18 protein-coding genes are annotated in these 24,681 nt (G+C 68.1%); 11 read left to right on the top strand and 7 right to left on the bottom strand.

Annotated elements, in window-relative coordinates:
* Positions 1-58: 58 nt before the first annotated feature.
* Positions 59-1,018, bottom strand: a complete 960-nt coding sequence (locus QZM72_RS08900) for an MBL fold metallo-hydrolase (protein WP_050010982.1) — start codon at positions 1,016-1,018, stop codon at positions 59-61.
* A gap of 178 nt (positions 1,019-1,196) precedes the next feature.
* Between QZM72_RS08900 and QZM72_RS08905 the strand changes: the two genes are divergently transcribed.
* Positions 1,197-2,846, top strand: a complete 1,650-nt coding sequence (locus QZM72_RS08905; RefSeq protein ID WP_301737859.1) for an IclR family transcriptional regulator — start codon at positions 1,197-1,199, stop codon at positions 2,844-2,846.
* Between the two features lie 790 nt (positions 2,847-3,636).
* Here the strand turns inward: QZM72_RS08905 and QZM72_RS08910 are convergent.
* Positions 3,637-4,119, bottom strand: a complete 483-nt coding sequence (locus QZM72_RS08910; protein ID WP_006479115.1) for an Lrp/AsnC family transcriptional regulator — start codon at positions 4,117-4,119, stop codon at positions 3,637-3,639.
* A 284-nt stretch (positions 4,120-4,403) separates the two neighbouring features.
* Here QZM72_RS08910 and QZM72_RS08915 point away from each other — a divergent pair, with 284 nt between their 5' ends.
* The 3 genes from QZM72_RS08915 to QZM72_RS08925 all read left to right on the top strand — a co-directional run bounded on the left by QZM72_RS08915 (position 4,404) and on the right by QZM72_RS08925 (position 7,694).
* The gene (locus QZM72_RS08915) at positions 4,404-5,066 is read left to right on the top strand and encodes a LysE family translocator (protein ID WP_301737860.1); all 663 of its coding nucleotides are present in this window, start codon (positions 4,404-4,406) and stop codon (positions 5,064-5,066) included.
* Positions 5,067-5,140: 74 nt separating this feature from the next.
* On the top strand, positions 5,141-5,572 hold the full coding sequence (locus QZM72_RS08920) for a YqaA family protein (protein ID WP_301737862.1): 432 nt from the start codon (positions 5,141-5,143) through the stop codon (positions 5,570-5,572).
* Between the two features lie 139 nt (positions 5,573-5,711).
* Positions 5,712-7,694, top strand: coding sequence for a methyl-accepting chemotaxis protein (locus tag QZM72_RS08925; protein WP_301737863.1), 1,983 nt, complete (start codon positions 5,712-5,714; stop codon positions 7,692-7,694).
* A gap of 37 nt (positions 7,695-7,731) precedes the next feature.
* On the opposite strand, the gene QZM72_RS08930 is transcribed toward QZM72_RS08925, so the two are convergent.
* Positions 7,732-9,384, bottom strand: a complete 1,653-nt coding sequence (locus tag QZM72_RS08930; RefSeq protein WP_301737864.1) for an acyl-CoA synthetase — start codon at positions 9,382-9,384, stop codon at positions 7,732-7,734.
* Positions 9,385-9,552: 168 nt separating this feature from the next.
* On the opposite strand from QZM72_RS08930, the gene QZM72_RS08935 reads away from it, so the two are divergent.
* From QZM72_RS08935 to QZM72_RS08960, 6 genes are all read left to right on the top strand, one after another.
* A complete protein-coding gene (locus tag QZM72_RS08935; RefSeq protein WP_301737865.1) occupies positions 9,553-10,296 on the top strand; it encodes a Crp/Fnr family transcriptional regulator in 744 nt (247 codons plus the stop codon).
* Positions 10,297-10,481: 185 nt separating this feature from the next.
* Complete coding sequence (locus tag QZM72_RS08940; protein WP_301737866.1) at positions 10,482-13,649, top strand: efflux RND transporter permease subunit; 3,168 nt, start codon at positions 10,482-10,484, stop codon at positions 13,647-13,649.
* Positions 13,650-13,696: 47 nt separating this feature from the next.
* A complete protein-coding gene (locus QZM72_RS08945) occupies positions 13,697-14,926 on the top strand; it encodes an efflux RND transporter periplasmic adaptor subunit (RefSeq protein ID WP_089469719.1) in 1,230 nt (409 codons plus the stop codon).
* Positions 14,927-14,943: 17 nt separating this feature from the next.
* Complete coding sequence (locus QZM72_RS08950) at positions 14,944-16,443, top strand: efflux transporter outer membrane subunit (RefSeq protein WP_301737959.1); 1,500 nt, start codon at positions 14,944-14,946, stop codon at positions 16,441-16,443.
* Positions 16,444-16,465: 22 nt separating this feature from the next.
* Positions 16,466-17,161 (top strand): heavy metal response regulator transcription factor, encoded by a 696-nt coding sequence (locus QZM72_RS08955; protein WP_059505120.1) that lies wholly within the window; start codon positions 16,466-16,468, stop codon positions 17,159-17,161.
* Positions 17,158-18,633: a heavy metal sensor histidine kinase gene (locus QZM72_RS08960; RefSeq protein ID WP_089469718.1), complete on the top strand. Its 1,476-nt coding sequence runs from the start codon at positions 17,158-17,160 to the stop codon at positions 18,631-18,633. The genes QZM72_RS08955 and QZM72_RS08960 overlap by 4 nt, the downstream gene beginning before the upstream one ends.
* A gap of 75 nt (positions 18,634-18,708) precedes the next feature.
* Here QZM72_RS08960 and QZM72_RS08965 read toward each other — a convergent pair whose 3' ends face one another.
* From QZM72_RS08965 to QZM72_RS08980, 4 genes are all read right to left on the bottom strand, one after another.
* On the bottom strand, positions 18,709-19,752 hold the full coding sequence (locus QZM72_RS08965; RefSeq protein ID WP_089470568.1) for a helix-turn-helix domain-containing protein: 1,044 nt from the start codon (positions 19,750-19,752) through the stop codon (positions 18,709-18,711).
* A 144-nt stretch (positions 19,753-19,896) separates the two neighbouring features.
* Positions 19,897-21,423, bottom strand: coding sequence for an amidase (locus QZM72_RS08970; RefSeq protein ID WP_301737867.1), 1,527 nt, complete (start codon positions 21,421-21,423; stop codon positions 19,897-19,899).
* Between the two features lie 55 nt (positions 21,424-21,478).
* A complete protein-coding gene (locus tag QZM72_RS08975; protein WP_301737868.1) occupies positions 21,479-22,537 on the bottom strand; it encodes a phenylacetaldoxime dehydratase family protein in 1,059 nt (352 codons plus the stop codon).
* 95 nt (positions 22,538-22,632) lie between these two features.
* Positions 22,633-23,529 (bottom strand): transporter, encoded by an 897-nt coding sequence (locus QZM72_RS08980; RefSeq protein WP_301737869.1) that lies wholly within the window; start codon positions 23,527-23,529, stop codon positions 22,633-22,635.
* Positions 23,530-24,040: 511 nt separating this feature from the next.
* On the opposite strand from QZM72_RS08980, the gene nthA reads away from it, so the two are divergent.
* Positions 24,041-24,640 (top strand): nitrile hydratase subunit alpha, encoded by a 600-nt coding sequence (gene nthA, locus QZM72_RS08985; RefSeq protein ID WP_089469714.1) that lies wholly within the window; start codon positions 24,041-24,043, stop codon positions 24,638-24,640.
* Positions 24,641-24,681 lie beyond the last annotated feature (41 nt).

The raw sequence follows: 24,681 nt of genomic DNA on the forward strand, positions 1-24,681 counted from the left end.
AACCCTCAGTGAAACGGCGAGGCGATCATGTCAACGCCGCCTCGCCGCCGCGTGCCGTTCACTCCTGCAGCGCGGCCCACATGTCCTTGTCGCGCTGCGCGGTCCAGATGCGCGGATGCGCGATGCCGCTCGCCTCGTCGAACGCGCGCGACACGTCGAACGGCAGACAGTGCTCGTAGATGAACACGTGGCCGAACTTCGGGTCCATCGCTTCGCGCGTGAGCGCCATCGCCGCCTTCAGGTCGAGATTGCGCTCGACGGCCTTGCGGCCCTGCGCGAGCAGCGTCGTGACGAAATCCTTCGTGTAGTCGAGGCCCTTGTTCACTTCGGCCGGATTCAGCAGCGCCGGGCCGCGGCCCGGCACGAGCTTCTCGGCGCCGAGCGCGCGCAGCGCCTCGAGCGTGGCCGGCCACTGTTCGAGCTGGGCGTCGCCGCAATAGCACGCGGCGTCGTATTCGACGAGGTCGCCCGAGAACAGCACCTTCTGCGACGGCAGCCACACGATCGTGTCGCCCTTCGTGTGGCCCGAGCCGACGTGCATGATCTTCACTTCGAGCTTGCCGAGGAACAGCGTGATCTCGCGCTCGAACACGAGCGTCGGCCAGGTCAGGCCCGGCACCGTCTCGACGCCGGCGAACAGGCGCGGGAAGCGCTCGATTTCCGACTTCATGTCGGCCTCGCCGCGCTCGACGATCATCTCGTACGTGCCGCGGCTCGCGATCACGTGCTGCGCGCCTTCGTCGAAGTACGCGGACGCGCCGAGCACGCGCACCGCATGGTAGTGCGACAGCACCACGTGCTTGATCGGCTTGTCGGTCACGCTGCGGATCTTCGCGATCAGGTCCTGCGCCATCGCGGGCGTCGCGGTCGTGTCGACGATCAGCACGCTGTCGTCGCCGATGATCACGCCCGAGTTCGGGTCGCCTTCGGCTGTGTACGCGTACGCGTTCTCGGACAGCTTCGTCCAGGTGACTTTCTTCTCTTCCAGATCGGCTTGGGAGGCGAATGCTTTGGCCATTGTGCGTTCCGTGGCTGCGAGCCATGTGTTGAGGGGAATGAGCGGATCATCTGCCCGCCCCGAATATTTGTCAATGGCAAATCGGCTTGCTATTGTTTAATACGGGTAAACCTGCGGGGCTGGCGCCAAAAACGGCGTCGGATACCATGCGGGGTTTCGTCAACGGAAGAATCATCGCGTGCAGAACCACGAAGTCAGCGCGGACGATGCGCCGCCCAAGGCGCAGCGCGGCATCCAGAGCGTCGAGGTCGGCGGCCGGCTGCTCGACGCGCTCGCGCGCCGGCGCAAGCCGCTCGGGCTGTCGGAGCTGGCCGCCGCGGCCGATCTCTCCACCGCGCAGGCGCACACCTATCTCGTGAGCCTGACGCGGCTCGCGCTCGTGAAGCGCGATGCGATCACCGGCAACTACGAGCCGGGCCCGCTGTCGCTGCGGCTCGGGCTGATGTCGATCGAGCGCCAGCCGGCCTACCGCGCGACGCTGCCGCATGCGGCGCGGCTCGCGGAAACGGTCGGCCTGAGCGTCGCGCTGTCGGTGCCGGGCGTGCTCGGCCCGACGATCGTGCGCATCGAGCACGGTGGCTATCCGCTACACATGAACCTGCACGTCGGTTCGGTGATGTCGCTGGACACCACGGCGACCGGCCGGGTGTTCCGCGCGTTCGGCGACGCCGCGCAAATCGGTGCGATGGCGGCCAGTCAGGCCGGCGCGGGCGATACGCTCGCCGGCGCCGAACACGCATCGCGCGTGACGGACGCCGACGCGCGACACGCGGACCTCGACGCCATCCGCGCGCGCGGCATCGAACGCAGCATCGACCGGCCGAGCCCGGGCGTCAGCGGGATGTGCGTGCCCGTTCTCGATGCGCACGGGCGCCTGCAGCTCGCGTTGACCGTGATCGGTTCGACGGGATCGATCGATGTCGACTGGGATGGCCCGATCGCGGCGGCGTTGCGCGATGCGGCGCGGCAGGCCACCGCGTCGCTCGGCGCGGAACCGGCGGAGCCGGTGCCCGCGCCGGCGCCGGGCACCGCGCGCGTACCGCCCGCGCTGGGCGACGACGCGAAGGCGCAGCGCGGGATCAATGCGCTCGACAGCACCGGCGACCTGCTGCTCGCGCTGGTGTCGGCCGGCCGCGCATTGCCGCTGCGCGATCTCGCGACGGCGGCCGGCATGCCGGCCGCGAAGGCGTTTCCGCATCTGGTCAGCCTGCAGAAAATCGGCCTGCTGGGTCGCGACGACGCCGGCTGCTTCAACGGCGGCCCGCTCGCGCAGGCGCTCGGGCTGATCGCGATGCAACGCGTGTCGCCGACGCGCGACGCGGAAGCGGAGATCGTCGCGCTCGCCGGCGCGACCGACATGAGCGTGGCCGCCGCGACGCTCGGGCCGCTCGGGCCGACCGTGATCCGGCTGGAAGAATCGGCGCGGCCGCAGCACGTGAGCCTGCAGGTCGGCACCGTGATGTCGCTCGTCAATACGGCGATCGGGCGGATTTTCGCGTCGGGCATGTCCGACGACGTGCTGGCCGACCTGCTCGCCAACGAGCCGGTGCGCCTCGCCGGCGCGCGCACCGCGCCGGACGACGCGGCCTTCCGCTCACGGCTCGCGGCGATCCGCGCGGACGAACTTGATTTCGCGTTCGACGCGCCGGTGCCCGGCATCGGGACGATCGCCGCGCCGGTGTTCGATCACACCGGCAGCATCCGGCTCGTGATCGCGATCATCGGCTCGTCGCGCGGCTTCCCGCGCGGCCCGGACAGCGAGCTGGCGCAAGCACTGCACGCCGCGACGCGACGGCTGTCCTGGCGCTTCGGGTGGATCGGCCGGTAGCCGCGCCCTTTCCCCACACCGTACGTTCGAATCCCTTTCTTTCTGCTCGCGGGGCCGTGCCGGCACGGCCTCGTCACGCCTATCCGACACGCGCGGACAGCCAATATTCATGTTGCGCGGCAGCAACATAAATTGTCAGTAATTCTCATATAACGAAATCGCATTTCACAAGGCGAGGTCGTTTCGCTATGATTAGGGTTATCCCTAACTCGCCACCTATATGGGGCTTCGTCATGCAAACGTCTAATGTCTCCGATCGTTCCACCCAATCCACTGGCTGGCTCGCACGTGTTGGCGAGCTGCTTGCGGAAGCCTGGGCACTGCACCTCGAGAACTGCGAAGTCATCGCTGAAGCACACGCGCGCCTGCCGCGCTGAGCGAACCGCCAGCCGCCTGATGCGTTTGCGCTGACGCGCACCGCGAGCGGCTGTTGCACCGGGCACCGGACGGTTGCGTCGGTCGGATAGCAAGAGGCCGCGCCCGTCCCGGCCGAATACGCTCGCCGGGCGGCGAGCGTTTCGAGATCGTGTCGAGGCGGTGTTTCAGGCCGATATAGGCGCCGATTCGTATGTATCGGCGCGAACCGCTTGCTGCAAGCGGTTGCCCGCATGAAAAGCCACGGCGATTAGCGCCCGGCAATCGTAATCGGAAGATTCATCCGTTTTTGTGGGTCAACGCCCGTCTTCACGGCCAGCCTTCCCTTTCAGCCGTTCACCGGTGACATCCGCGCCGACGCCTAGCCGCATCCGCGCGCCGTTGCCACGCCGGTCGCGCTTTCAGCTCCCTTCCGTCACACCTGAATCGAAGGCACATCCTTCATGCACCGCAGCGCGAACATCGAACGGCTGTGGCGGATGCTCGATATCCGGTACAGCTTTTCGCGCAGGAAGCGTTCGTAGCCGGCCGTGCCGTCCACCGCGACCTTGATCCAGTAGTCGTATTCGCCCGACACCAGATACGCCTCGAGCACCTCCGGCAGCGCCGCCAGTTCGGCGCCGAAACGCGCCAGCGCGTCGTCTTCATGGCGATCGAGCGTGACTTCGAGAATCACGATGTCCGCATAACCGAGCTTGCGCTGGTTGACCAGCGCGACATAGCCGTCGATGTAGCCGTCGAGTTCGAGTTGCCGCGTGCGGTTCCAGCAGGCGGTGGTCGACATGCCGATCTGTTCGGCCAGTTCGGCGTTCGACAGACGCGCATTTTTCTGCAATGCCCCGAGGATCTTGCGGTCCTGATTGTCGAGCGTTTTCGGCGTGCGTTCGCGGGTAGCCATGGCGAGAAGAATCTTCTACTGAAAATCGGCATTCTATCTGAACGACATTCCGGTTTCAGGTCTGTTTTGCTGGAAAACAGGAAGCCTTTTAACCGGGCCGCTTGATACATTTTCTCCATGCCTGCTGCCCGGCACGCTCCCCGCGACCACCCCTCGCAGCGGGACGCACGACCGCAATCACGAGTTGCGGTGCCGGCCGGCAGGCATGCGATTCCCCGCCGCCCGCACGCCTATCCGACCGCGTGCGGGGCCGGTGCCTGCTTCCCCGCTTCTGCCCGCCCGTCATGTCGTTCAAGCTTTATCTGTCGTTCCTCGCTGCTTCCGTCGTCCTCATCTACGCGCCCGGTCCCGTCAACCTGCTCACGATGAACCAGGCGCTGCGCACCGGCTGGCGCCGCGCGCTGCCGTGCGTCTGGGGCGGCACGCTCGCCGTGCTGCTGCAACTCGCGCTGACCGCGCTGTGCCTGAATTCGCTGGTTCACCTCGACGAACACGCGCTGACCGTGCTGCGCTGGGCCGGCGCCGCGTATCTCGTCTGGCTCGGCGCCAGGCAATGGCTGAATCGCGCGCCGGCCGGCGCAGCCGCGGCACCGGCCGACACCGGCGCCGACACCGGAACGGCAAGCGCCGCGCCGGACACCGACACCGGGCGCGCGCTGTTCTGGCGCGGCGTCGCGACTTCCGGACTGAATCCGAAGACGCTGCTGTTCTTTCCATCGTTCTTTCCGCAATTCATCAGCCCGACCGCCGACTGGAGCCTGAACGGCCAATATCTGCTGCTCGCCGCGACGTTCGCGCTGCTGTTCGCGGGCGGCGTCGCATCGATGGCGCTGTTCTCGCACCGGCTGAGCCGCGCGTTGCAGCGGCCGGCGCGCATGCGTGCGGTGAACCGCGTGACGGGCGGGCTGCTCGTCGGGATGGGCGCGATCATGGTCGGCTGGAACTGAGAACGCCGACGCGTGCCTTTCCGCGCGACCATGCGCGCCGTACCCGGCGGCGACACCGCCAGTACAATCGCGCGATGTCCGAATTGCTCACTTACGGCGGCCTGTTCGCCGTGTCGATGGTCGCCGCGACCCTGTTCCCGCTCCAGTCCGAAGCCGTGCTCGCCGGCCTGCTGCTTGCCGGGCGCGAACCCGTGTGGGCGCTGGTGCTCGTCGCGAGCGTCGGCAACGTCGCCGGCTCCGCGATCAACTGGGTGCTCGGGCGCGGCATCGAGCACTTTCGCGAGCGCCGCTGGTTTCCGGTCAAGCCGTCCGCGCTCGCGCGCGCCGAGCGCTGGTATGCGCGCTACGGCCGCTGGTCGCTGCTGCTGAGCTGGGCGCCGGTGATCGGCGATCCGCTGACGATGATCGCCGGCGTGCTGCGCGAGCCGCTGCCGACCTTTCTCGTCATCGTGACGATCGCGAAAGTCGGCCGCTATCTGGCCGTCGCGTGGCTCGTCACGCACTGATCTGCGCTGTCCCTTCCCGCGCCCGCCGGTCCGCGATTCGCGACCGCCGCTAAAGATTTCGAGAAAGTTGCCGTATTAACGGGTCCACGAGCGGTGACGCGTGCGTTCCGCCCCCTCTCACTCCCACTCAGGATGTTCCATGAGACTGACCCAACTGGGCCGGGTGAGCGTCGGCGCGCGTCTGGCCGCGCTCGCGTGCGCGCTCGTCGCCCTGCTGTTTACCGTGTTCGCGTGGACACTCGCCCATTTCGCCGGCCAGCAACTCGCCGATGAAGCACATAAGCGGATCGACGACAGGGAGCAGTCGATCCGCGCGATGGTCGACCTGTTCGACAAGGCGCTGACCGCCGAAGCCAACCGCTCGATGTCGCTGTTCGCGAGCTTCCTGCCGGCCGATTTCTCGCTCGACCCGGCACGCACGGTCGATATCGGCGGCGTCGCCGCGCCGACCCTCCTCGCGGGCGGCCAGCCGCTCGATCTCGATTACTCGATTCCCGATCAGTTCCTGAAGAAAAGCGGCGCGATCGCGACCATCTTCGCGCGCGACGGCGACGATTTCGTGCGCATCACGACGTCGCTGAAGAAGCAGGACGGCGCGCGCGCCGTCGGCACCAAGCTCGACCGCGCCGGCCCCGCGTATGGGCCGCTGGTCGCGGGGCGCAGCTACACGGGCCTCGCGAAGCTGTTCGGCCGGTCGTACATCACGCAGTACAAGCCCGTGACCGACGCGACCGGCCGCGTGATCGGCGCGCTGTTCGTCGGCCTCGACATCGGCGCCGAGCTCAAGCTGGTCGAGGACGGCATCCGCTCGCTGAAGATCGGCGACAACGGCTACTACTTCGTGCTCGATGCATCGCAAGGCCCGTCGCGCGGCGCCTTCGTCGTGCATCCCGACGCGGCGGGCCAACCGGCCGACAACACGCGCGCGCCCTACGCGCAGATGCTCGCGGCCGGCCAGGGCCGGCTCGCGTACACGTCGACCGACCCGGCCGCGCACGACCGCGGGCCGACCGCGAAAGTCGTGTCCTTCACGACGATTCCTCAATGGCAATGGCTCGTCGGCGGCATCGCGCTCGACGACGAACTGCTCGCCACGATGCGCGCCACCCGCAACCGCTTCCTGATGATCGGCGCCGTGCTCGTCGCGGCGTTCGCGACGCTGTTCGTCATCGTCGTGCGTCGCGTCGTGAGCCGGCCGCTGGACGCCGCCGCCCGCGCGTCCGAGCGCTATGCGGCGGGCGATCTCAGCGTGCGGATCCGCGACGGCGCGAATGTGCCCGACAGCGCGGGCAACGACGAGATCGGCCGGCTCGTGCAGGCGGTCGACGGGATCGGCGACGGCCTCGCGCGCATCGTCGCGCAGGTGCGCAACAGCGCCGCCGACATCGCGCACGGCACGGTCGGCATCGCGGCCGGCAGCGGCGACATCGCCGCGCGCATCGCGACGCAGGCGAGCAGCGTCGAACAGACGGCCGCGAGCATGGAGCAGATCACCGCCGCCGTGCAGCAGAGCGCCGAGCATGCGGCGCAAGCCAACGCGCTGGTTGCGGACGCATCGGCCGCCGCGACGAACGGCGACGCCGCGGTGCAGCGCGTGGTCACGACGATGGACGACATCGGCCGCGCGACGCGCCGGATCGCGGAGATCACCGGCGCGATCGAAGGCATCGCGTTCCAGACCAACATCCTCGCGCTGAACGCGGCCGTCGAGGCCGCCCGCGCGGGCGAACACGGCAAGGGCTTCGCGGTGGTCGCGGCCGAGGTGCGCGCGCTGGCGCAACGCAGCGCGGCCGCCGTCAAGGAAATCGACGCGTTGAGCGCCGAATCGTCGACGACCGTCGAACAGGGTTACCGGATCGCGGACGCCGCGCGCGGCACGATGCGCGACATCGTCGCGCGGGTCGACCAGGTCCGCACGCTGATCGGCGAGATCAGCGCCGCGTCGCGCGAACAATCGACCGGGATCGAGCAGGTGAACCTGGCCGTCACGCAGATCGGCGAAGCGACGCAGCAGAATGCGACGCTGATCTCGGACGCCGAGCGCGCGGCCGTCGCGTTGCGCGACCAGGCCGCACACCTGTCGGACGCCGTCAGCGTGTTCCGGCTCGAACGCACCGCGTGACGGACAGCCGGCGATCGAGCCGGGCCGGGCGGCTCGCCTACTTCTTGTCGCCCGCCAGGTCGATCGCCGTGTTCGAGCCGACCGCATTGCGCAACTGGAACTTCTGGATCTTGCCGGTCGACGTCTTCGGCAGCTCGCCGAAGCGCACGACCTTCGGCACCTTGAAGCCCGCGAGCAATTGCCGGCAGTGCGCGACGATCTCCGCCTCGGTCGCCCTCATGCCGTTACGCAGTTCGACGAACGCGCACGGCACCTCGCCCCATTTCGGGTCGGGCATCGCGACGACCGCGGCCACCTCGACGGCCGGATGCCGGTACAGCGCGTCCTCGACCTCGATGCTCGAGATGTTCTCGCCGCCGGAGATGATGATGTCCTTCTTGCGATCCTTGATCCGGATATAGCCGTCCGGCATCAGCACCGCGAGATCGCCCGTATGGAACCAGCCGCCGTGGAACGCCTCGTCGGTCGCCTTCGGGTTCTTCAGGTAGCCCTTCATGCAGATGTTGCCGCGGAACATGATCTCGCCGAGCGTCTCGCCGTCGGCCGGCACCGGCGTCATCGTGTCGGGATCGAGCACCGTCGCGCCTGCTTCGAGGTGGTAGCGCACGCCCTGGCGCGCATTCAGCCGCGCGCGTTCCTCGTCGGACACTTCGTCCCAGTGCGACTGCTTCGCGCAGACGGTCGCCGGGCCGTAGACCTCGGTCAGCCCGTACACGTGCAGCAGGTCGAAGCCGATCTCCTTCATCTTCGCGATCACGGCCGGCGCGGGCGCCGCGCCCGCGACCATCGCGTGCACCGTATGGTCGATCCCCGTGCGCAATTCGGCCGGTGCGTTCGCGATCGCGCTCTGCACGATCGGCGCGCCGCAGTAATGCGTGACGCGCTCGCGGCGGATCAGGTCGAACACGGTCTTCGCGTCGAACTTGCGCAGGCACACGTTCACGCCGCCGCGCGCCGCGACGGCCCACGGAAAACACCAGCCGTTGCAATGGAACATCGGCAGCGTCCACAGATACACCGCGTGCTTCGGCATGTCCCATTCGAGGATGTTGCTGATCGCCGCGAGATACGCGCCGCGATGGTGGTAGACGACGCCCTTCGGGTCGCCGGTCGTGCCCGACGTGTAGTTCAGCGCGATCGCGTCCCATTCGTCGGCGGGCGGCGTCCAGGCGTAGTCGGGGTCGCCGCCGGCCACGAACGCCTCGTAGTCGGTCGCGCCCGCGAAGCGGTCGGGGTCGGCCGGCATCGCGTCGGCCACGCTGACGATCTTCAGGCCCGGCACCTCGAGCGCCGCGCGATGCGCGAGCTCCGCGTATTCGGTGTCGACGATCAGCACCTTCGCCTCGCCGTGACGCAGCATGAACAGCACCGACGACACGTCGAGCCGCGTGTTGATCGTGTTCAGCACGGCGCCGGCCATCGGCACGCCGAAGTGCGCCTCGACCATCGCCGGGATGTTCGGCAGCAGCGCCGCGACCGTGTCGCCGCGCTCCACGCCGGCCTGCGCGAGCGCGCTCGCCAGCTGCTTCGCGCGCGTGCAGGTCTCGCCCCACGTGCGCCGCACGTCGCCGTGCACGATCGCGAGGCGCTCGCCGTAGACTTCGGCCGCGCGGATCAGGAAATCGATCGGCGTGAGCGGCACGTAATTGGCATCGCGGCGGCCGAGCCCGGCCTCGAACATCTGCGTCATGATCCTGTCTCCCGTGTTCTGTCGACCGGGATGCGTGCACCCCGGATCGTTTTGATGTGGTTCAATTGCCGACAGCCTAACGGGCGTTATTGTGAGCCGTCTGTCATCGAAACGACAGAGTGCCGCTCGAACGCTGCGCGTTATCCCTATCCTCGCAAACCCGCACCCATGCACGACCACCCCGACGCGGCCGCCCGGCCGGCCGACACGCTCCCCGAACCGGCCCCGCTGCCGCCGCTCGCGACGCTGTTCGGCCAGTGCGCGTGGTTCCGCACGCTGGCGCCCGAACACCAGGCGCTCGTGCTCGCCCAGTCGCACGTCGAGCAGTGCGAAGCCGGCGACGTGATCGCGCACCGGCTCGCGCCGTCCGCATACTGGATCGGCGTCCATCGGGGGCTGCTGAAGCTCGCGATCTTCAACGTATCGGGACGCGGCTGCACGTTTTCCGGCGTGCCGTCGGGCGGCTGGTTCGGCGAAGGCAGCGTGATCAAGCGCGAGCTACGCAAGTACGAGGTCGTCGCGATCCAGCGCTCGACCGTGCTGTTCGTGCCGGTCGACACGTTCCACGCGCTGCTCGACACGAGCCTGCCGTTCACGCGCTTCGTGATTCATCAGCTGAACAACCGGATGGGCGAATTCATCGCGTCGATCCAGAACAGCCGGCTGCTCGACGTCGACGCGCGCGTCGCGCAGGCGCTCGCGCAGCTCTTCAACCCGGCGCTGTATCCGGATACCGGCCCGTCGCTGTCGATCTCGCAGGAAGAACTGGGGATGCTCGTCGGCGTGTCGCGCCAGCGGATCAACCAGGCGCTGCAGCAACTCGAGAAGCTCGGCGTGCTGCGGCTCGCGTACAACCAGATCGAGGTCGTCGATCTCGACGCGCTCGCGCGCTTCGGCATGGAGCAACTGTGAGCGCCGCCCGAGGCGCGAGACCGTCGCCGTCGCGACCACGCATTCCATCTGCGGAATCGGCCGGCGACCGGCGCGCCCCAACCTGACAATTCCGCCAGTTTCGCGACAGTAACCCGTCGCGGGCCGACGCCTATCATTCGGGTTCCCTTCACCGACGCCTGATCACCGCCTGCCCCGCCGCCTTCATGTGGATCGTCAATCTCGCGCTCAGGCGCCCCTACACGTTCATCGTCATGGCCATCATGATCGTGCTGGCCACCCCGCTTGCGCTGATGCGCACACCGGTCGACGTGCTGCCCGCGATCAACATCCCCGTGATCAGCGTGATCTGGAATTACAGCGGCTTCTCCGCGACGGAGATGACGAACCGCATCACGTCCGTCCATGAACGGATCCTGACGACGACCGTCAACAACATCCAGCACGTCGAATCGACGTCGCTGCCCGGCATCGCGGTCGTGAAGGTGTTCCTGCAACCGGGCGCGAACGTGCAGACGGCGATCGCGCAGACGGTGTCGTCCGCGCAGGCGATCGTGCGGCAGATGCCGCAGGGCGCGACGCCGCCGCTCGTGATCACCTATTCCGCGTCGAGCATTCCGGTGATCCAGCTCGGGCTGTCGAGCAAGACGCTCAGCGAGCAGTCGCTCGCCGACATCGCGCTCAACTTCCTGCGCCCGCAACTGATCACGGTGCCCGGCGTGCAGATTCCGTTTCCGTACGGCGGCCGCACGCGCGTGGTCGCGATCGATCTCGATCCGCAGGCGCTGCAAGCGAAGGGCCTCACGCCGGCCGACATCGTCAACGCGGTCAACGCGCAGAACCTCGTGCTGCCGACCGGCACCGCGAAGATGGGCCAGACCGAATACCGGGTCGACACGAACGCGTCGGCCGATACGATCACCGACATCAGCAACCTGCCGATCCAGACCGTCAACGGCGCGACGACCTACCTGCGCGAGGTGGCGTCGGTGCGCGACGGCTTCGCGCCGCAGACGAACGTCGTGCGCCAGAACGGCCAGCGCGGCGTGCTGATCTCGATCCTCAAAAGCGGCGACGCGTCGACGCTCAAGGTCGTGTCGGACCTGAAGGCGCTGCTGCCGAAGGTGATCCCGACGCTGCCCGAGGGGCTCACGATCACGCCGCTGTTCGACCAGTCGGTGTTCGTCAACGCGGCCGTCCAGGGCGTGATCCACGAGGCGCTGATCGCCGCCGTGCTGACCGCGATGATGATCCTGCTGTTCCTCGGCAACTGGCGCAGCACGCTGATCATCGCGATCTCGATCCCGCTGTCGATCTTCACGTCGCTGATCGCGCTGTCCGCGCTCGGCGAGACCATCAATATCATGACGCTGGGCGGGCTCGCGCTCGCGGTCGGCATTCTCGTTGACGATGCAACGGTCACGATCGAGAACATCGAGCGGCACCTCCATCTCGGGACGAACCTGCACGACGCGATTCTCGAAGGCGCGGGCGAGATCGCGGTGCCCGCGCTCGTGTCGACGCTGTGCATCTGCATCGTGTTCGTGCCGATGTTCTTCCTGACCGGCGTCGCGCGCTTCCTGTTCGTGCCGCTCGCAGAAGCCGTGGTGTTCGCGATGCTCGCGTCGTACGTGCTGTCGCGCACGCTGGTGCCGACGCTCGCGATGCTGCTGTTCCGCCCGCAGCAGGCGAGCACCGGCCCCGATCATTCGACGTCGCGCTTCGCGCGTATCCATCACGCGTTCAACCACGCGTTCGAACGGCTGCGCGCGTGGTACATCGTGCTGCTCAGCATCCTGCTCGTGCGCCGCCGCTTCTACGCGCTGTGCTTCCTCGGTTTCTGCGTGCTGTCGACCGGCCTCGTGTTCGTGCTCGGCCGCGACTTCTTCCCGAACGCCGATTCCGGCAACCTCCGGCTGCACATGCGTGCGCCGACCGGCTACCGGATCGAGGAAACCGCGCGGCTCGCCGATCAGGTCGAGCGCGTGATCCGCGAAACCGTGCCGCCCGACGAACTCGGCGCGATCGTCGACAACCTCGGGCTGCCGGTGAGCGGCATCAACCTGTCGTACAGTAACGCCGGCACGATCGGCACGCTCGACGGCGAGCTGCTGATCGCGCTGAAGCCCGGCCACCGCGCGACCGCGCACTACGTGCAGACGCTGCGCACGCTGCTGCCGCAGCGCTTCCCGGGCGTCGAGTTCTTCTTCCAGCCGTCGGACATCATCACGCAGATCCTCAACTTCGGGCAGCCGGCCGCGATCGACGTGCAGGTGCTCGGCAACGATCTCGCGAGTAACATGACCATTGCGAGCAGCCTGATGAAGAAGATCAGGCAAATCCCCGGCGCCGTCGACGTACACGTGCTGCAACGCAACGACGAGCCGACCCTGCTGGCCGACATGGACCGTACGCGCATGCAGCAGCTCAATCTCTCCGCGCAGAACGTCGCGCAGAACATGCTGATCTCGCTGTCGGGGAGTTCGCAGACCACGCCCTCGTTCTGGATCAACCCGCGCACCGGCGTGCAGTACCCGCTGCAGATCCAGACCCCGCAATACGACATCGCGTCGGTCGACGACCTGCTCGGCACGCCGATCTCCGCCAGCGGGCGCACCGGCACGCCGCCGCAGTTGCTCGGCAACCTGGTGCAGGTGCGCAGTACCGCGAACCCCGCCGTGATCACGCACTACAACATCCGCCCGGCGATCGACGTGTACGTGAGCGTCGAAGGCCGCGATCTCGGCGCGGTCGCGGGCGAGATCGACCGCATCGTGTCCGACGCGCGCGCGTCGCTGCCGCGCGGCACCGGCCTCGCGATGCGCGGCCAGATCGAGACGATGCGCACGTCGTACGTCGGCCTCGGCGCGGGCGTCGCGATGGCGATCGTGCTCGTCTACCTGCTGATCGTCGTCAATTTCCAGTCGTGGCTCGACCCGCTGATCATCATCAGCGCGATGCCGGCCGCGCTCGCCGGCATCGCATGGATGCTGTTCGTCACCGGCACGCACCTGAGCGTGCCCGCGCTGACGGGCGCGATCATGACGGTCGGCGTCGCGACCGCGAACAGCATTCTCGTCGTCTCGTTCGCGCGGCAACGCCTCGCGGCCGGCGCGCCGCCGCTCACGGCCGCGCTCGAAGCCGGCGCGACACGCATCCGCCCGGTGCTGATGACGGCGCTCGCGATGATCATCGGGATGGTGCCGATGGCGCTCGGTCTCGGCGAAGGCGCCGAGCAGAACGCGCCGCTGGGCCGCGCGGTGATCGGCGGGCTGCTGTTCGCGACCGTTTCGACGTTGCTGTTCGTGCCGCTCGTGTTCGGCGGCGTGCATTCACGGCTGGCCCGGCGGCGCGCGCGCCAGGCCGGTCACTGACTTTCGCCCTGCTTTTCACCTACTACCCGGTTGAATTGGTTGAATTCATGGAAGAGAAACATCACAGCGCCGTCGGCATCCAGGTGGACGAACACGGCATGCACCTGCCGGCGCGCGCGTCGGTGTCGCGGCGCGGACGGATCGTCGTGATCGTGATCGGCGTGCTGCTGGCCGCCGGCGCCGCGCGCACCATCGTCGTCAACGTACTGAACCAGCGTCACCTCGACGCGGTCGCCGAGCAGAACACGCGCCAGTACGTGAGCGTCGTGCATCCGGTCGACGCGGCCACCGGCGGCAAGCTGACGCTGCCCGGCACGCTGCGCGGCTTCGTCGAGGCGCCGATCTATGCGCGCGCCAGCGGCTACGTGCTGCGCTGGCAGGCCGACATCGGCGCGCACGTGAAGCAGGGGCAAACGCTCGCCGAACTCGACACGCCGGAGTTGAACCAGGAACTCGCGCAGGCCACCGCGCAGCGCCAGCAGGCGCAAGCGTCGCTCGCGCTCGCGAAGACGTCGTTCGACCGCGCGCAGCAGTTGCGCCAGCGCGATGCCGTGTCGCAACAGGAACTCGACGACCGGCAAGGCGCGTTCAACCAGGGCACCGCGAATCTCGCGGCGGCCGACGCGAACGTGCGCCGTCTCACCGAATTGAAGGGCTTCCAGCGGATCGTCGCGCCGATCGACGGGATCGTCACGCAGCGCAACGTCGACGTCGGCGATCTCGTCAATTCCGGCAACGCGGGCCGCTCGCTGTTCACGGTCGTGCAGGCCGACCGCCTGCGCCTGTACGTGCAGGTGCCGCAGGCGTATGCGCAGCAGGTGAAGGTTGGCCAGCACGTGAGCGTCGCGCAGGCCGAGCTGCCGGGGCGGACCTTCGACGGCACGATCACGCGCACGTCGCAGGCGATCGACGTCGCGACGCGCTCGCTGCAGATCGAGATCACGCTGCCGAACCCGGACGGGCGGCTGCTGCCCGGCGCGTACGTGCAGGCGACGCTGCCGATGACGCCGGTCGGCCGCCTGCAGGTGCCGGCCAATACGCTGCTGTTCCGCGCCGAAGGCCCGACGGTCGCGACCGTCGATGCGAACGGCAAGGTCCGGCTGAAGCAGGTCACGGTCGTGCGCACGATCGGGCAGACGCTCGAAGTCGACGGGCCGATCACGCCGAACGACCGCCTCGTCGCGAACCCGAGCGACGCGCTCGCGACCGGCGACGCGGTCGTCGTGCAGGCGCCGGCGGCGCAACCGGCCTCGGCCGTCGCGGGAGCGAAGTCGTGAGTGCGATACGCACCCGCATGCACCCGGCCGCGATCGGCGCCGTCGCGATCGTCGCGGCCGCGGTGCTCGCCGGCTGCACGGTCGGCCCGGATTACCGGCGCCCGGCCGTCGACACGCCGGCCGCGTGGCGGCTCGACCCGGCCGACGCATACTGGCACCCGGCCGCGCCGGCCCGCGCGCCGCTCGATCCGGCCTGGTGGACCGCATTCGGCGACGCCCAGCTCGACGCGCTGGAAGCCGATGCGCTGCGCAACAACCAGAACCTGAAAGCGGTGGCCGCGCGCTACGACCAGGCGAAGGCGACGCTCGCGTCGGTCGCATCCGCGCAGTATCCGGCCGTCGGGCTGAACGCGAGCGGCCAGCGCTTCAAGATCTCCGCCGACCGGCCGCAGACCAACTACGCGACGAAAAGCATGTCCACCGTGCAGAACGAGATCCAGGTCGGCGCGGCGGTCAGCTACGAACTCGACCTGTTCGGCCGCGTGCGGCGCAACGTCGAAGCCGCGCAGGCCAGCTCCGAGCAGGCGCGCGACGATTTCGCGAATGCGCGCCTCGTGCTGAGCGCCGATCTGGCATCGAGCTACTTCGCGCTGCGCGAGCTCGACACCGAGATCGACGTCGTCAAGCGCTCGATCGAACTGCAGCAGAAGGCGCTCGATTACGTGAGCGCGCGCCACGACCTCGGCGCGGTGTCCGGTCTCGACCTGTTGCAGCAGCGCGCGCAGCTCGACGCGACGCGCACGCAGGCGCAGTTGCTGATCCAGCAGCGCGCGCAGGTCGAAACCGCGATCGCGACGCTGGTCGGCACGCCGGCCCCCGCGTTCTCGCTGCCGCCGCGCGTGGTGCCGATCAACGCGCCCGCGCTGCCGACCGGCATGCCGAGCGATCTGCTGCAGCGGCGCCCCGACGTCGCGTCGGCCGAGCGCGCGATGGCCGCCGCGAACGCGCAGATCGGCGTCGCGCGCGCCGCGTATTTCCCGCGCATCGCGCTGTCGCCGGACATCGGCTGGGACGCGACCCGCTTCGCGGGCCTGTTCACCGTGCCGGCGCTGCTGTGGTCGGTCGGCGGCTCGCTCGGCCAGCCGCTGTTCGAGGGCGGCAAGCTGAAGGCCGGCGTCGATTTCGCGCAGGCCGGCTACGTCGCCGCGCAGGCCAGCTACCGGCAGACCGTGCTCACCGCGTTCCAGGAGGTGCAAAATGCGGTGACCGGCCTGTCGGTGCTCGCGCAGGCGGCCGAGCAGGCGTCGGCGGCCGTCGACGACGCGCGCAAGCTCGTGTCGCTCGCGCAGGACCGCTACGCGGGCGGCCTGACGCCGTTCATCGACGTGCTGACGGCCCAGCAGCAGTTGCTGACGAGCGAGCGCCAGGCCGTGCAGATCCAGGGCCAGCGCGCGGCGCTCGTCGTGTTTCTCGCGAAGGCGCTCGGCGGCGGCTGGGACGGCGATGCGTCGAACGGCCCCGCGCCGTCCGACGTCGCGTCGGCGGCCCCGCAGCACGGCGCGGGCGTCGGCCCTTAACCCGGTTACGCGGAATACGAACATGAAAGTGCTGATCGTCGAAGACGAACCGAAGGTCGTCGAATACCTGAAGAGCGGCCTGACCGAGGAAGGCTGGGTCGTCGACACCGCGCTCGACGGCGAGGACGGTGCGTGGAAAGCTGTCGAATTCGACTACGACGTGGTCGTGCTCGACGTGATGCTGCCGAAGCTCGACGGCTTCGGCGTGCTGCGTGCGTTGCGCGCGCAGAAGCAGACGCCCGTGATCATGCTGACCGCGCGCGATCGGGTCGACGACCGCGTGCGGGGCCTGCGCGGCGGCGCCGACGACTACCTGACCAAGCCCTTCTCGTTCCTCGAGCTGATCGAACGGCTGCGCGCGCTGACGCGCCGCGCCCGCGTGCAGGAATCGACGCTGATCTCGATCGGCGACCTGCGCGTCGACCTGATCGGCCGCCGCGCGACCCGCGACGGCGCGCGGCTCGACCTGACCGCGCAGGAATTCCAGCTGCTCGGCGTGCTCGCGCGGCGCAGCGGCGAGGTGCTGTCGAAGACGACCATCGCCGAACTCGTGTGGGACGTGAACTTCGACAGCAACGCGAACGTCGTCGAGACGGCGATCAAGCGCCTGCGCGCGAAACTCGACGGCCCGTTCGCGGACAAGCTGCTGCACACGATCCGCGGGATGGGCTACGTGCTCGAGGCGCGCGAGGACGGCGACGCGGAGAAGCACGCATGAAACGCTCGATCACCCTGCGCCTGTCGGCGATGTTCGGCATCGTGTCGCTGCTCGTGTTCACGCTGGTCGGCTGCGGGCTGTTCGTGATGATGGAGCGCCAGTTGCTCGCCGAGCTGCGCGCGACGATCGACACGCGCGCGAAGGTCGCGCAGATGATCGTGTCGCATGCGACCACGGCCGCGCGCGGCCGCCTGATGCAGGAAAAGCTCGCCGACCTCGAACCGCCCGACGGGTCGACGCGCTATCAGGTCGACAGCCCCGACGCCGATTTCCGCTTCGGCCGTCCCGTCGACGGGGTGCCCGACGGCAAGCCGTTCGGCGCGTTCCAGCAGTACGCGCTCAACAACAGCAGCTACAACGTGATGACGAAGGCCGTCGCGATCGCCGGCAGCGGCGAGCGCCCGGACGTGAAGCTGATCGTCGCGTCGTCGTGCGAGCGCACGCAGCGGATGCTGCGTCGTTTCGTCTGGACGCTGGCCGCGCTGATCGCGACGGCCACCGTCATCACGCTGCTGCTGAGCCGCGCGGTCGCGCGCTTCGGGCTCGCGCCGCTCGACCGGCTGTCGCAGGACGCGGCGAGCGTGAGCGCGACGAACCGCCGCCAGCGGCTGCACACCGACGCGCTGCCGACCGAGCTGCGCGATCTCGCGACGTCGTTCAACGGCGCGCTCGAACGCATCCAGCAAACCTACGCACGGCTCGAAGCGTTCAACGCGGACGTCGCGCACGAGCTGCGCACGCCGATCAGCATCCTGATCGGGCAAACCCAGGTCGCGTTGACGAGCCGCGACCGCTCGGTCGACCGGATGCGCCAGACGCTGCAGTCGAACCTCGAGGAATTCGAGCGGCTGCGCGTGATCATCAACGATATGCTGTTCCTGTCGCGCAGCGACCGCGGCGAACGCGCGACCGACCTGAAGGACGTGTCGCTCGCCGACGAGGTGCGGCGCATGCTCGACTTCCTCGAAATCCCGCTCGACGAGGCGCGGTTGCGCGCCGAGCTGCACGGCGACGCGCGCGCGGCCGTCGATCCGTCGCTGTTCCGCCGCGCGATGACGAACCTGCTGATCAACGCGATCCAGCATTCGGCGCCGGGCGCGACGCTGAACGTGACGATCACTCGCCGCGACACGCTCGTCGAGATGGCCGTGTCGAATCCCGGCGAGCCGATCGATCCGGTGCAGCGCTCGCACGTGTTCGAGCGCTTCTACCGGCTCGAGGAGGCGCGCGCGAACAGCAAGGAAAACCACGGGCTCGGGCTGTCGATCGTCAAGGCCGTGGCCGAGATGCACGGCGGCGGCGTGTTCGTCGCCTGCTCCGGGGGTGTCAACACGTTCGGCTTCTCGGTGTCGACGCAACCCTGGTCGGGCGGGCCGCTGCGTCCGGCCGACGCCGCCGATTCCAGCGATGCGGCCAATCCGGCCGATCCGCGCGGTGCTCGCGCGGCGCCCGTGCCGCGCGCATTGCACTGACGGCGTCGCGCCTGTCGACGTCCAGCCGCTTCCGATCGGCGCTGGCCGGCCGCGAACGCGGCCCGGAACGACGCGTTACGCGCGCGGCTTGCCGCCCTGCTCGCGCCACGCCCGCGGCGACATCGCAAACCGCTCGCGAAACACGCGACTGAAATGCGACATGTCGTTGAATCCCCAGCGCAACGCGATGTCGGACACGCGCAGCACCGCGCATTGCGGATTCGCGAGATCCTGCGCGCACCGTTCGAGCCGCAGGTTCAATACGTAGCGCATCAGCGACGTGTTCTCGGCCTCGAACAGCTTGTTGATGTACCGCGACGAAATCCCGATCGACCGCTCGATCATCATCGGGCTCAGCTCCGGATCGTGCAGGTGTTCGAGCAGATGCCGCTTCACCCGCGTCAGCGTCAACGCCTTCATCCTCGATTGCGCGAGATCGTTGCGCTGCATGCCCCCGAGCGTCATCGCGATCAGTGAGATCGCGGTATCCGACAACTGCCGCATCTCGTCCTCGGTCACGCTGCGGATCTGCGCCGACATCTGCTCGAGAAACGCACGCATGACGCTGCCCACGCCCTGCCCGGTGTGCGTCGGGCAGGCCGTGCGGTGCTCCATGCCGACGACGAGCTGGTTCAGGGTCGCGCGGGGAATGCTGACGACGATCTCGCGCCACGACTGGCCGAACTGCAGGTGGTGAGGCCGGGTCGCGTCGTAGACCGCGAAATCCCCGGGGTGCAGCGTGACGATCTTGCCGTCCTGCTCGACCGATTGGCTGCCCTCGAGCATCAATACGCCGAAATACTTGTCCTCATACTCGCTTCGCGCCTGGCGATAGCGCCGAATCACGGCCTGCTCGCTGGCGTAGATTTCCGAGATCCGCATCTTTTCGCATTTGCGCTGCCGCACCTGGCCGAAGAAATCGGCCTTCTGCACGGCCGCGATCTGCACGTCCGCGAACAAACGCAGAATCGTCTCGCGCCAAAACTCGATACGCTGGCTGACCGAGCCGTCGGTCGCCACCTCGATCGCCGAATTCGTCCATTCGTCCGGCGGGCTGTCGTCGGCCGCCGGGCCGGACGCGTCGCCGCTTGCGGCGCGCGGGAAAGGACGCATCGTCATGGTCGTGCCCCACATCGGTTAGCCAACACGCAGCCGGTAGCGTGCCCGTTCAAAAGCGCCTTGTCCAATCGGCAACCGTGCGAGCCGCGTCGCCGGTCGGACCCGCAGGCGGCGCGGCGGCGATACGCGGCCGCGCCGGGCATGTCATGCGAACGTCGCCTGACGCCAGTCGGAAGACTGTTCATACGCATAGGCGCAGCGGTAGATCGTCGCCTCGTCGAAGCGGCGCCCGACCAGTTGCAGCCCGATCGGCAGATCGTCGGCGACCCCGCACGGCAGCGACATGGCCGGATGCCCGGACACGTCGAACGGCGCGGTATTCGCGATCATCTCGAACGCCCGCGTCAGCGATTCGGACATCGCACAGCCGGGCTTCGGCAACTCCGACGCGCGTATCGGGACGGTCGGCATCAGCAATACGTCATACGATTGCAGCGCCGTGTCATACGCAGATCGCAAGCGTCGCGCGAGGTTCTGGCACTTCGCGTAGTAGCGCCCGCGATACCGGCTCGTGAAATATTCGCCGAGCAGCATCGTCACCTTCACGGTATCCGGCAACTCGTCGGCGCGCTCGCGCCAGCCCGCGTGATGATCGATCATGCCGGTCACGTACAGGCCGCCCCAGTTGAAGCCGTGGCTGTTGCCCTTCATCATCTGCTGCGTCGCCCCCTCGGCCGCGATCGGCAGCCAGATCGCGGTGCCGGCCGCATGCAGCGGCACCGACACTTCGTCGACGCTCGCGCCCAGCTTGCGCAACCGGAGCGCGGCGACCCGCACGGCCTCGTCGACCACTTTCTCCGAATTCGCGAGCCCGAACGCCTCGCGCAGCACGCCGATCCGCAGGCCCGCGATGCCGTCGCGAATCGCGCCGAGATAATCGGCGCGCGGCGGCAACATCCGTTGGCGCGGATCGAGCCCGTCGTCGCCCGCGATGACGTCGAGCAGCAGCGCGTTGTCGAGCACGCTGCCCGTCATCGGCCCGAGATGATCGACGGTCGCCTCGATCGGCATCGCGCCGGTGTACGGCACGAGCCCGTGCGTCGGCTTCATTCCGTAGATGCCGCAATAGGCGGACGGGATTCTCACCGAGCCGCCCTGGTCGCCGCCGAGCGCCATGTCGACCTCGCCGCTCGCGACCAGCGCGCCGCTGCCGGACGACGAGCCGCCCGACGAATATCCGGCCTTGCGCGGATTGTGCACCGGCCCCGACGCGCTCGTGTGCGAGCCGCCGGAAAAGCAGTAGTACTCGCAGGTCGCCTTGCCGGCGATCGTCGCGCCGGCGTCGAGCACCCGCGTGACGACGGTCGCATCGATATCGGGCACGTAGCCCTCGAACGTGCTCGCGCCATTGCGCATCGGCACACCGGCGACGCAGATGTTGTCTTTCACGGCCACCGTCTTGCCGCGCAGCTTGCCGTCGGCGGCGCCGTGGATCATGCTCTTGCGCGCCCATGCGCCGTAACGGTTCTCGTCGCCTTCCGGGCGGTAGCCGGGCGTGCGCGGGTACGCGACGACGGGCAGAGGGTCGGGCAGCGCGTCGATCGCGTCGTACGCGTCGAAGTTGGCCTGCAGCGCATCGTCGTAGTCGGCGAGCTGGCGGGCATCGACATGAAAGCCGAAACCGGCTGCAATGTCGGACAGTTGTTCGCGGGTCGGGCGTTTGATGGCCATCGACGTTCTCCAGTTCGGTAAGCGGCGGCGCCAGCCTGGGCGGCGCCGGCGGGATTCATCGCGCGACGGCGACGGCGTCGCGCATCAGCCCGGTGCGCGGATGGCAGTTCACGTATTCGTAGACCTGATGCTTTGCGTCGAAGACGGAAACCTCGTGATACAGCCGCAGTTTCGACAGTCCGGTGACGACGCGGAAGAACGTGACGAAGATCCGCAGGTGCGTCGGATGGGATTCGGCCCACCGCTCGAGGCGGTCGAGCGAGCGCCAGTGGCCGATGTTGTAGCTCTCGTCGAGCTCGTTGCCGTCCAGATCGATCGAGCGCACGTAGCGATTGCTGTAGCAGCCGACGTCCTTGCCGTTGTCGCGCAGGAACTCCATTCCGCTGCGCAGCGTCGGCTCGATCTCCTCCAGATACAGCCGGCGCTCGTCAGTCTCCGCCGCGCGCCAGTCCTGACCGGAGCGAATCAGCGCGATGTTGTCGTGCGCCAGTACGACGACACGGCCGCCGCGAGCCGGATCGCCGTCGACGATGCGCAACTCGCCGTCCGCGGCCATCCAGTCCGTCTGCGAGATCGGGAACCGGTCGCGCATCGATCCCCAGTAGCCGTGCTCCTCGATCTCGCCGCTGACGCCGTCCATGATCGCGCCGACGCCGGGGAAATCGCTCGTAAATGCGTAAAGCGTCTCGAACTGCTCGGCGCGCGGCGCGACGATTTCCCGGAAGTAGCCGATCCCGTCCGCGAGGCGTGCGTCGGAGGCCCACCATTCGACGAGTGCCGGCGACGCGATCCAGCGCGCATACGCGGCCGGATCGCGCCAGTAGCCGACGGCAATCAGGTTCTCGTAGCCCTGGTCGTCGGTGTGTTGCGTCAGGTCGAAATTGTTCGGGCCGTCCTGCGCACCGAAATCGGCGACGATCCGGCGCAACGCGGCCAGCGCCGCCGCGCGCTTGTCGGCGCCGCGATACTGGACGCCGAAATAGCCCATCACGACCTGGCTCAGGTCTTCGGCGGCCCGGGCGACGTACATCGGGAACGGCGGCTGGTAATCGTCGGCGACGCGGCGCGACAGCGTCCGCGGGCACATCAGGTGTTTGTCGATGGCGGATTCCATGCGTGATCTCTCTGGAAAGGGAATCGGGTGTCGAGGGTTCGACGTGGGGGACACGGAGCGACATGCACCGGCCATAGCCCGGCGCACACGGGTCGTCAGAAGATGTGCGCGTAACGCAGGCCGGCGAGCACGCTATTCTTCGGGCCGTTGCGCACGCTCAGGTCGGTGCCGAGCTGGATTTGCACCTGGTCGGCCTTCGTCACGAACTTCGCCGCGGTGAGCCGCAGGCGCGTCGTGCGCAGCGCGTCGTTGTTGTCCGCGCCGTCGACGCGCGTTTCTCCGCCCCAGAGTTGGGTGATGCCGACCCCGAGCGACGTGCCCGGATCGGGCATGTAACGCACCATCGCCTGGGCGCTGTAGCTCATCCGCTGATGCAGCGTCGCACCGCTCGCGCCGTACGACGTGTTGTTGCCGTACCAGATCGCGTCGCCGACGAGATCGAGGGCCCATTGCGGCGAAAAGTGCTTGACGTAGGCTGCCTGGAAATCGAGCGACCAGCGGTTGGCGCCGAGATTGAGGCCGCGGTTCCGGTCGTAACTTCCGGTCGGCGCATAAACGTAGACCGTCGCGGCGACGACGTCCTTCGCTTCGTTCAGGCGGAATTTCAACGGCGCGGTCAGGATCACGTCGCCGACGCCGTTCGTACTGCCAAGCGCGCCTGCGTTGCCGAAACTGCTGATGTGACCGAACGGCAGCAGCACCTGCGGATCGATCGTGAGCCTGTCGGTAAGCTGGAACACGTGCAGCAGGCGGGCGATGCCGACATTGGACTGCAGGTCGAAATCCGACGTCCGGTGGCCATTCGCGTAGTACGCGTTCGTCGCCGAATAGTTGTAGTACAGCACGCCGATCGTCGCGCCCACCGGATACTGCTCGTAGTCGCCGGGATCGACCTCGACCGCGCCCGCGTAATGCGATGCGACGACCATCAGCGACAGGCCGATCCAGCGCGCGACGCGCTTCAGTTTCATTCTGTTGACGTTGTCCATCATGCTCCTCACCTGGATGCGCAGACACCGCCACGCTCGACGTACGACGAACGGGAACCGTTGCCGGACGGTGGAATCGCGGGGTGCTGGCTGACTGTTATTCCGCCGGTACTCGAGGGAGCGCCGACGATTCGCGACATCGAACGGCCGTCGCTTGAGGATGAGAATAGAAAGGCAAAATCCGCATTTCTGTTTTCCGGCGGAACAAGAAATTGGCTGTGGCGGACCTCCGCGGCCAGTGCCCGGAAGCGGTCGCAAAACGGGCGCGGGCTGCCGCCGTTTCATGCCGGACGCCCTGCCGATGCCGCGAATCGCCGCGCATCCGGTGCGCGTCGGCGCCTGCCGTGCAATGGGGCCGTCTCGGCATAGTTTCCGATCCGTGCCGGCAAAGAACCGCATTTTTTCTCTTCTTACCCTGCTCGTCGAGCGTGACCGACACGACGCGCCATCCCCCGCCACGGCAGCCGCCACGCCGTGGCGGCGGTCGCCCCGAACCACGACAAGGAGCCCCACGATGAATACGACGCCTTCCGAGAAAACCGCCTCGACGCCCGGCGAACGCGCCTGGGCGCTGTTTCGCGTGATGAAAGAGAAGAACCTGATTCCCGACGGCTATATCGACAATCTGACCGAGCTGATGTCCACGACCTGGGATCCGGCCAACGGCGCGCGCATCGTCGCGCGTGCGTGGGTCGACCCCGCGTTTCGCGAACTTCTGCTGAAGGACGGCACGGCCGCATGCGCGCAGTTCGGCTACACCGGCCCGCAGGGCGAATACATCGTCGCGCTCGAAGACACGCCGACGCTGAAGAACGTGATCGTCTGCAGCCTGTGCTCATGCACGAACTGGCCGGTGCTCGGGCTGCCGCCCGAGTGGTACAAGGGCTTCGAATATCGTGCGCGGCTCGTCCGCGAAGGGCGCACGGTGCTGCGCGAGCTCGGCACCGACCTGCCCGACGACGTCGTCGTGAAGGTCTGGGACACCACCGCCGAAAGCCGCTATCTCGTGCTGCCCGTGCGGCCGGCCGGCACCGAGCACATGACCGAGGAACAACTGCGCACGCTCGTCACGAAGGACGTGCTGATCGGCGTCGCGCTACCGCGCGCGCACTGACGCGCACCCCGTTTCGCTCTCGACCTTCCTCTCGGAGATCA

It is taken from the genome of Burkholderia sp. AU45388, from assembly GCF_030481585.1.
Lineage (GTDB): Bacteria > Pseudomonadota > Gammaproteobacteria > Burkholderiales > Burkholderiaceae > Burkholderia > Burkholderia sola.

Coding starts and splice junctions, on each gene's coding strand:
- QZM72_RS08980 (WP_301737869.1), bottom strand. CDS start 23,529: ATGATGGACAACGTCAACAGAATGAAACTGAAGCGCGTCGCGCGCTGG.
- QZM72_RS08935 (WP_301737865.1), top strand. CDS start 9,553: ATGCACGACCACCCCGACGCGGCCGCCCGGCCGGCCGACACGCTCCCC.
- QZM72_RS08960 (WP_089469718.1), top strand. CDS start 17,158: ATGAAACGCTCGATCACCCTGCGCCTGTCGGCGATGTTCGGCATCGTG.
- QZM72_RS08965 (WP_089470568.1), bottom strand. CDS start 19,752: ATGACGATGCGTCCTTTCCCGCGCGCCGCAAGCGGCGACGCGTCCGGC.
- QZM72_RS08900 (WP_050010982.1), bottom strand. CDS start 1,018: ATGGCCAAAGCATTCGCCTCCCAAGCCGATCTGGAAGAGAAGAAAGTC.
- QZM72_RS08930 (WP_301737864.1), bottom strand. CDS start 9,384: ATGACGCAGATGTTCGAGGCCGGGCTCGGCCGCCGCGATGCCAATTAC.
- QZM72_RS08920 (WP_301737862.1), top strand. CDS start 5,141: ATGTCCGAATTGCTCACTTACGGCGGCCTGTTCGCCGTGTCGATGGTC.
- QZM72_RS08970 (WP_301737867.1), bottom strand. CDS start 21,423: ATGGCCATCAAACGCCCGACCCGCGAACAACTGTCCGACATTGCAGCC.
- QZM72_RS08975 (WP_301737868.1), bottom strand. CDS start 22,537: ATGGAATCCGCCATCGACAAACACCTGATGTGCCCGCGGACGCTGTCG.
- QZM72_RS08945 (WP_089469719.1), top strand. CDS start 13,697: ATGGAAGAGAAACATCACAGCGCCGTCGGCATCCAGGTGGACGAACAC.
- QZM72_RS08950 (WP_301737959.1), top strand. CDS start 14,944: ATGCACCCGGCCGCGATCGGCGCCGTCGCGATCGTCGCGGCCGCGGTG.
- nthA (WP_089469714.1), top strand. CDS start 24,041: ATGAATACGACGCCTTCCGAGAAAACCGCCTCGACGCCCGGCGAACGC.
- QZM72_RS08915 (WP_301737860.1), top strand. CDS start 4,404: ATGTCGTTCAAGCTTTATCTGTCGTTCCTCGCTGCTTCCGTCGTCCTC.
- QZM72_RS08925 (WP_301737863.1), top strand. CDS start 5,712: ATGAGACTGACCCAACTGGGCCGGGTGAGCGTCGGCGCGCGTCTGGCC.
- QZM72_RS08910 (WP_006479115.1), bottom strand. CDS start 4,119: ATGGCTACCCGCGAACGCACGCCGAAAACGCTCGACAATCAGGACCGC.
- QZM72_RS08955 (WP_059505120.1), top strand. CDS start 16,466: ATGAAAGTGCTGATCGTCGAAGACGAACCGAAGGTCGTCGAATACCTG.
- QZM72_RS08940 (WP_301737866.1), top strand. CDS start 10,482: ATGTGGATCGTCAATCTCGCGCTCAGGCGCCCCTACACGTTCATCGTC.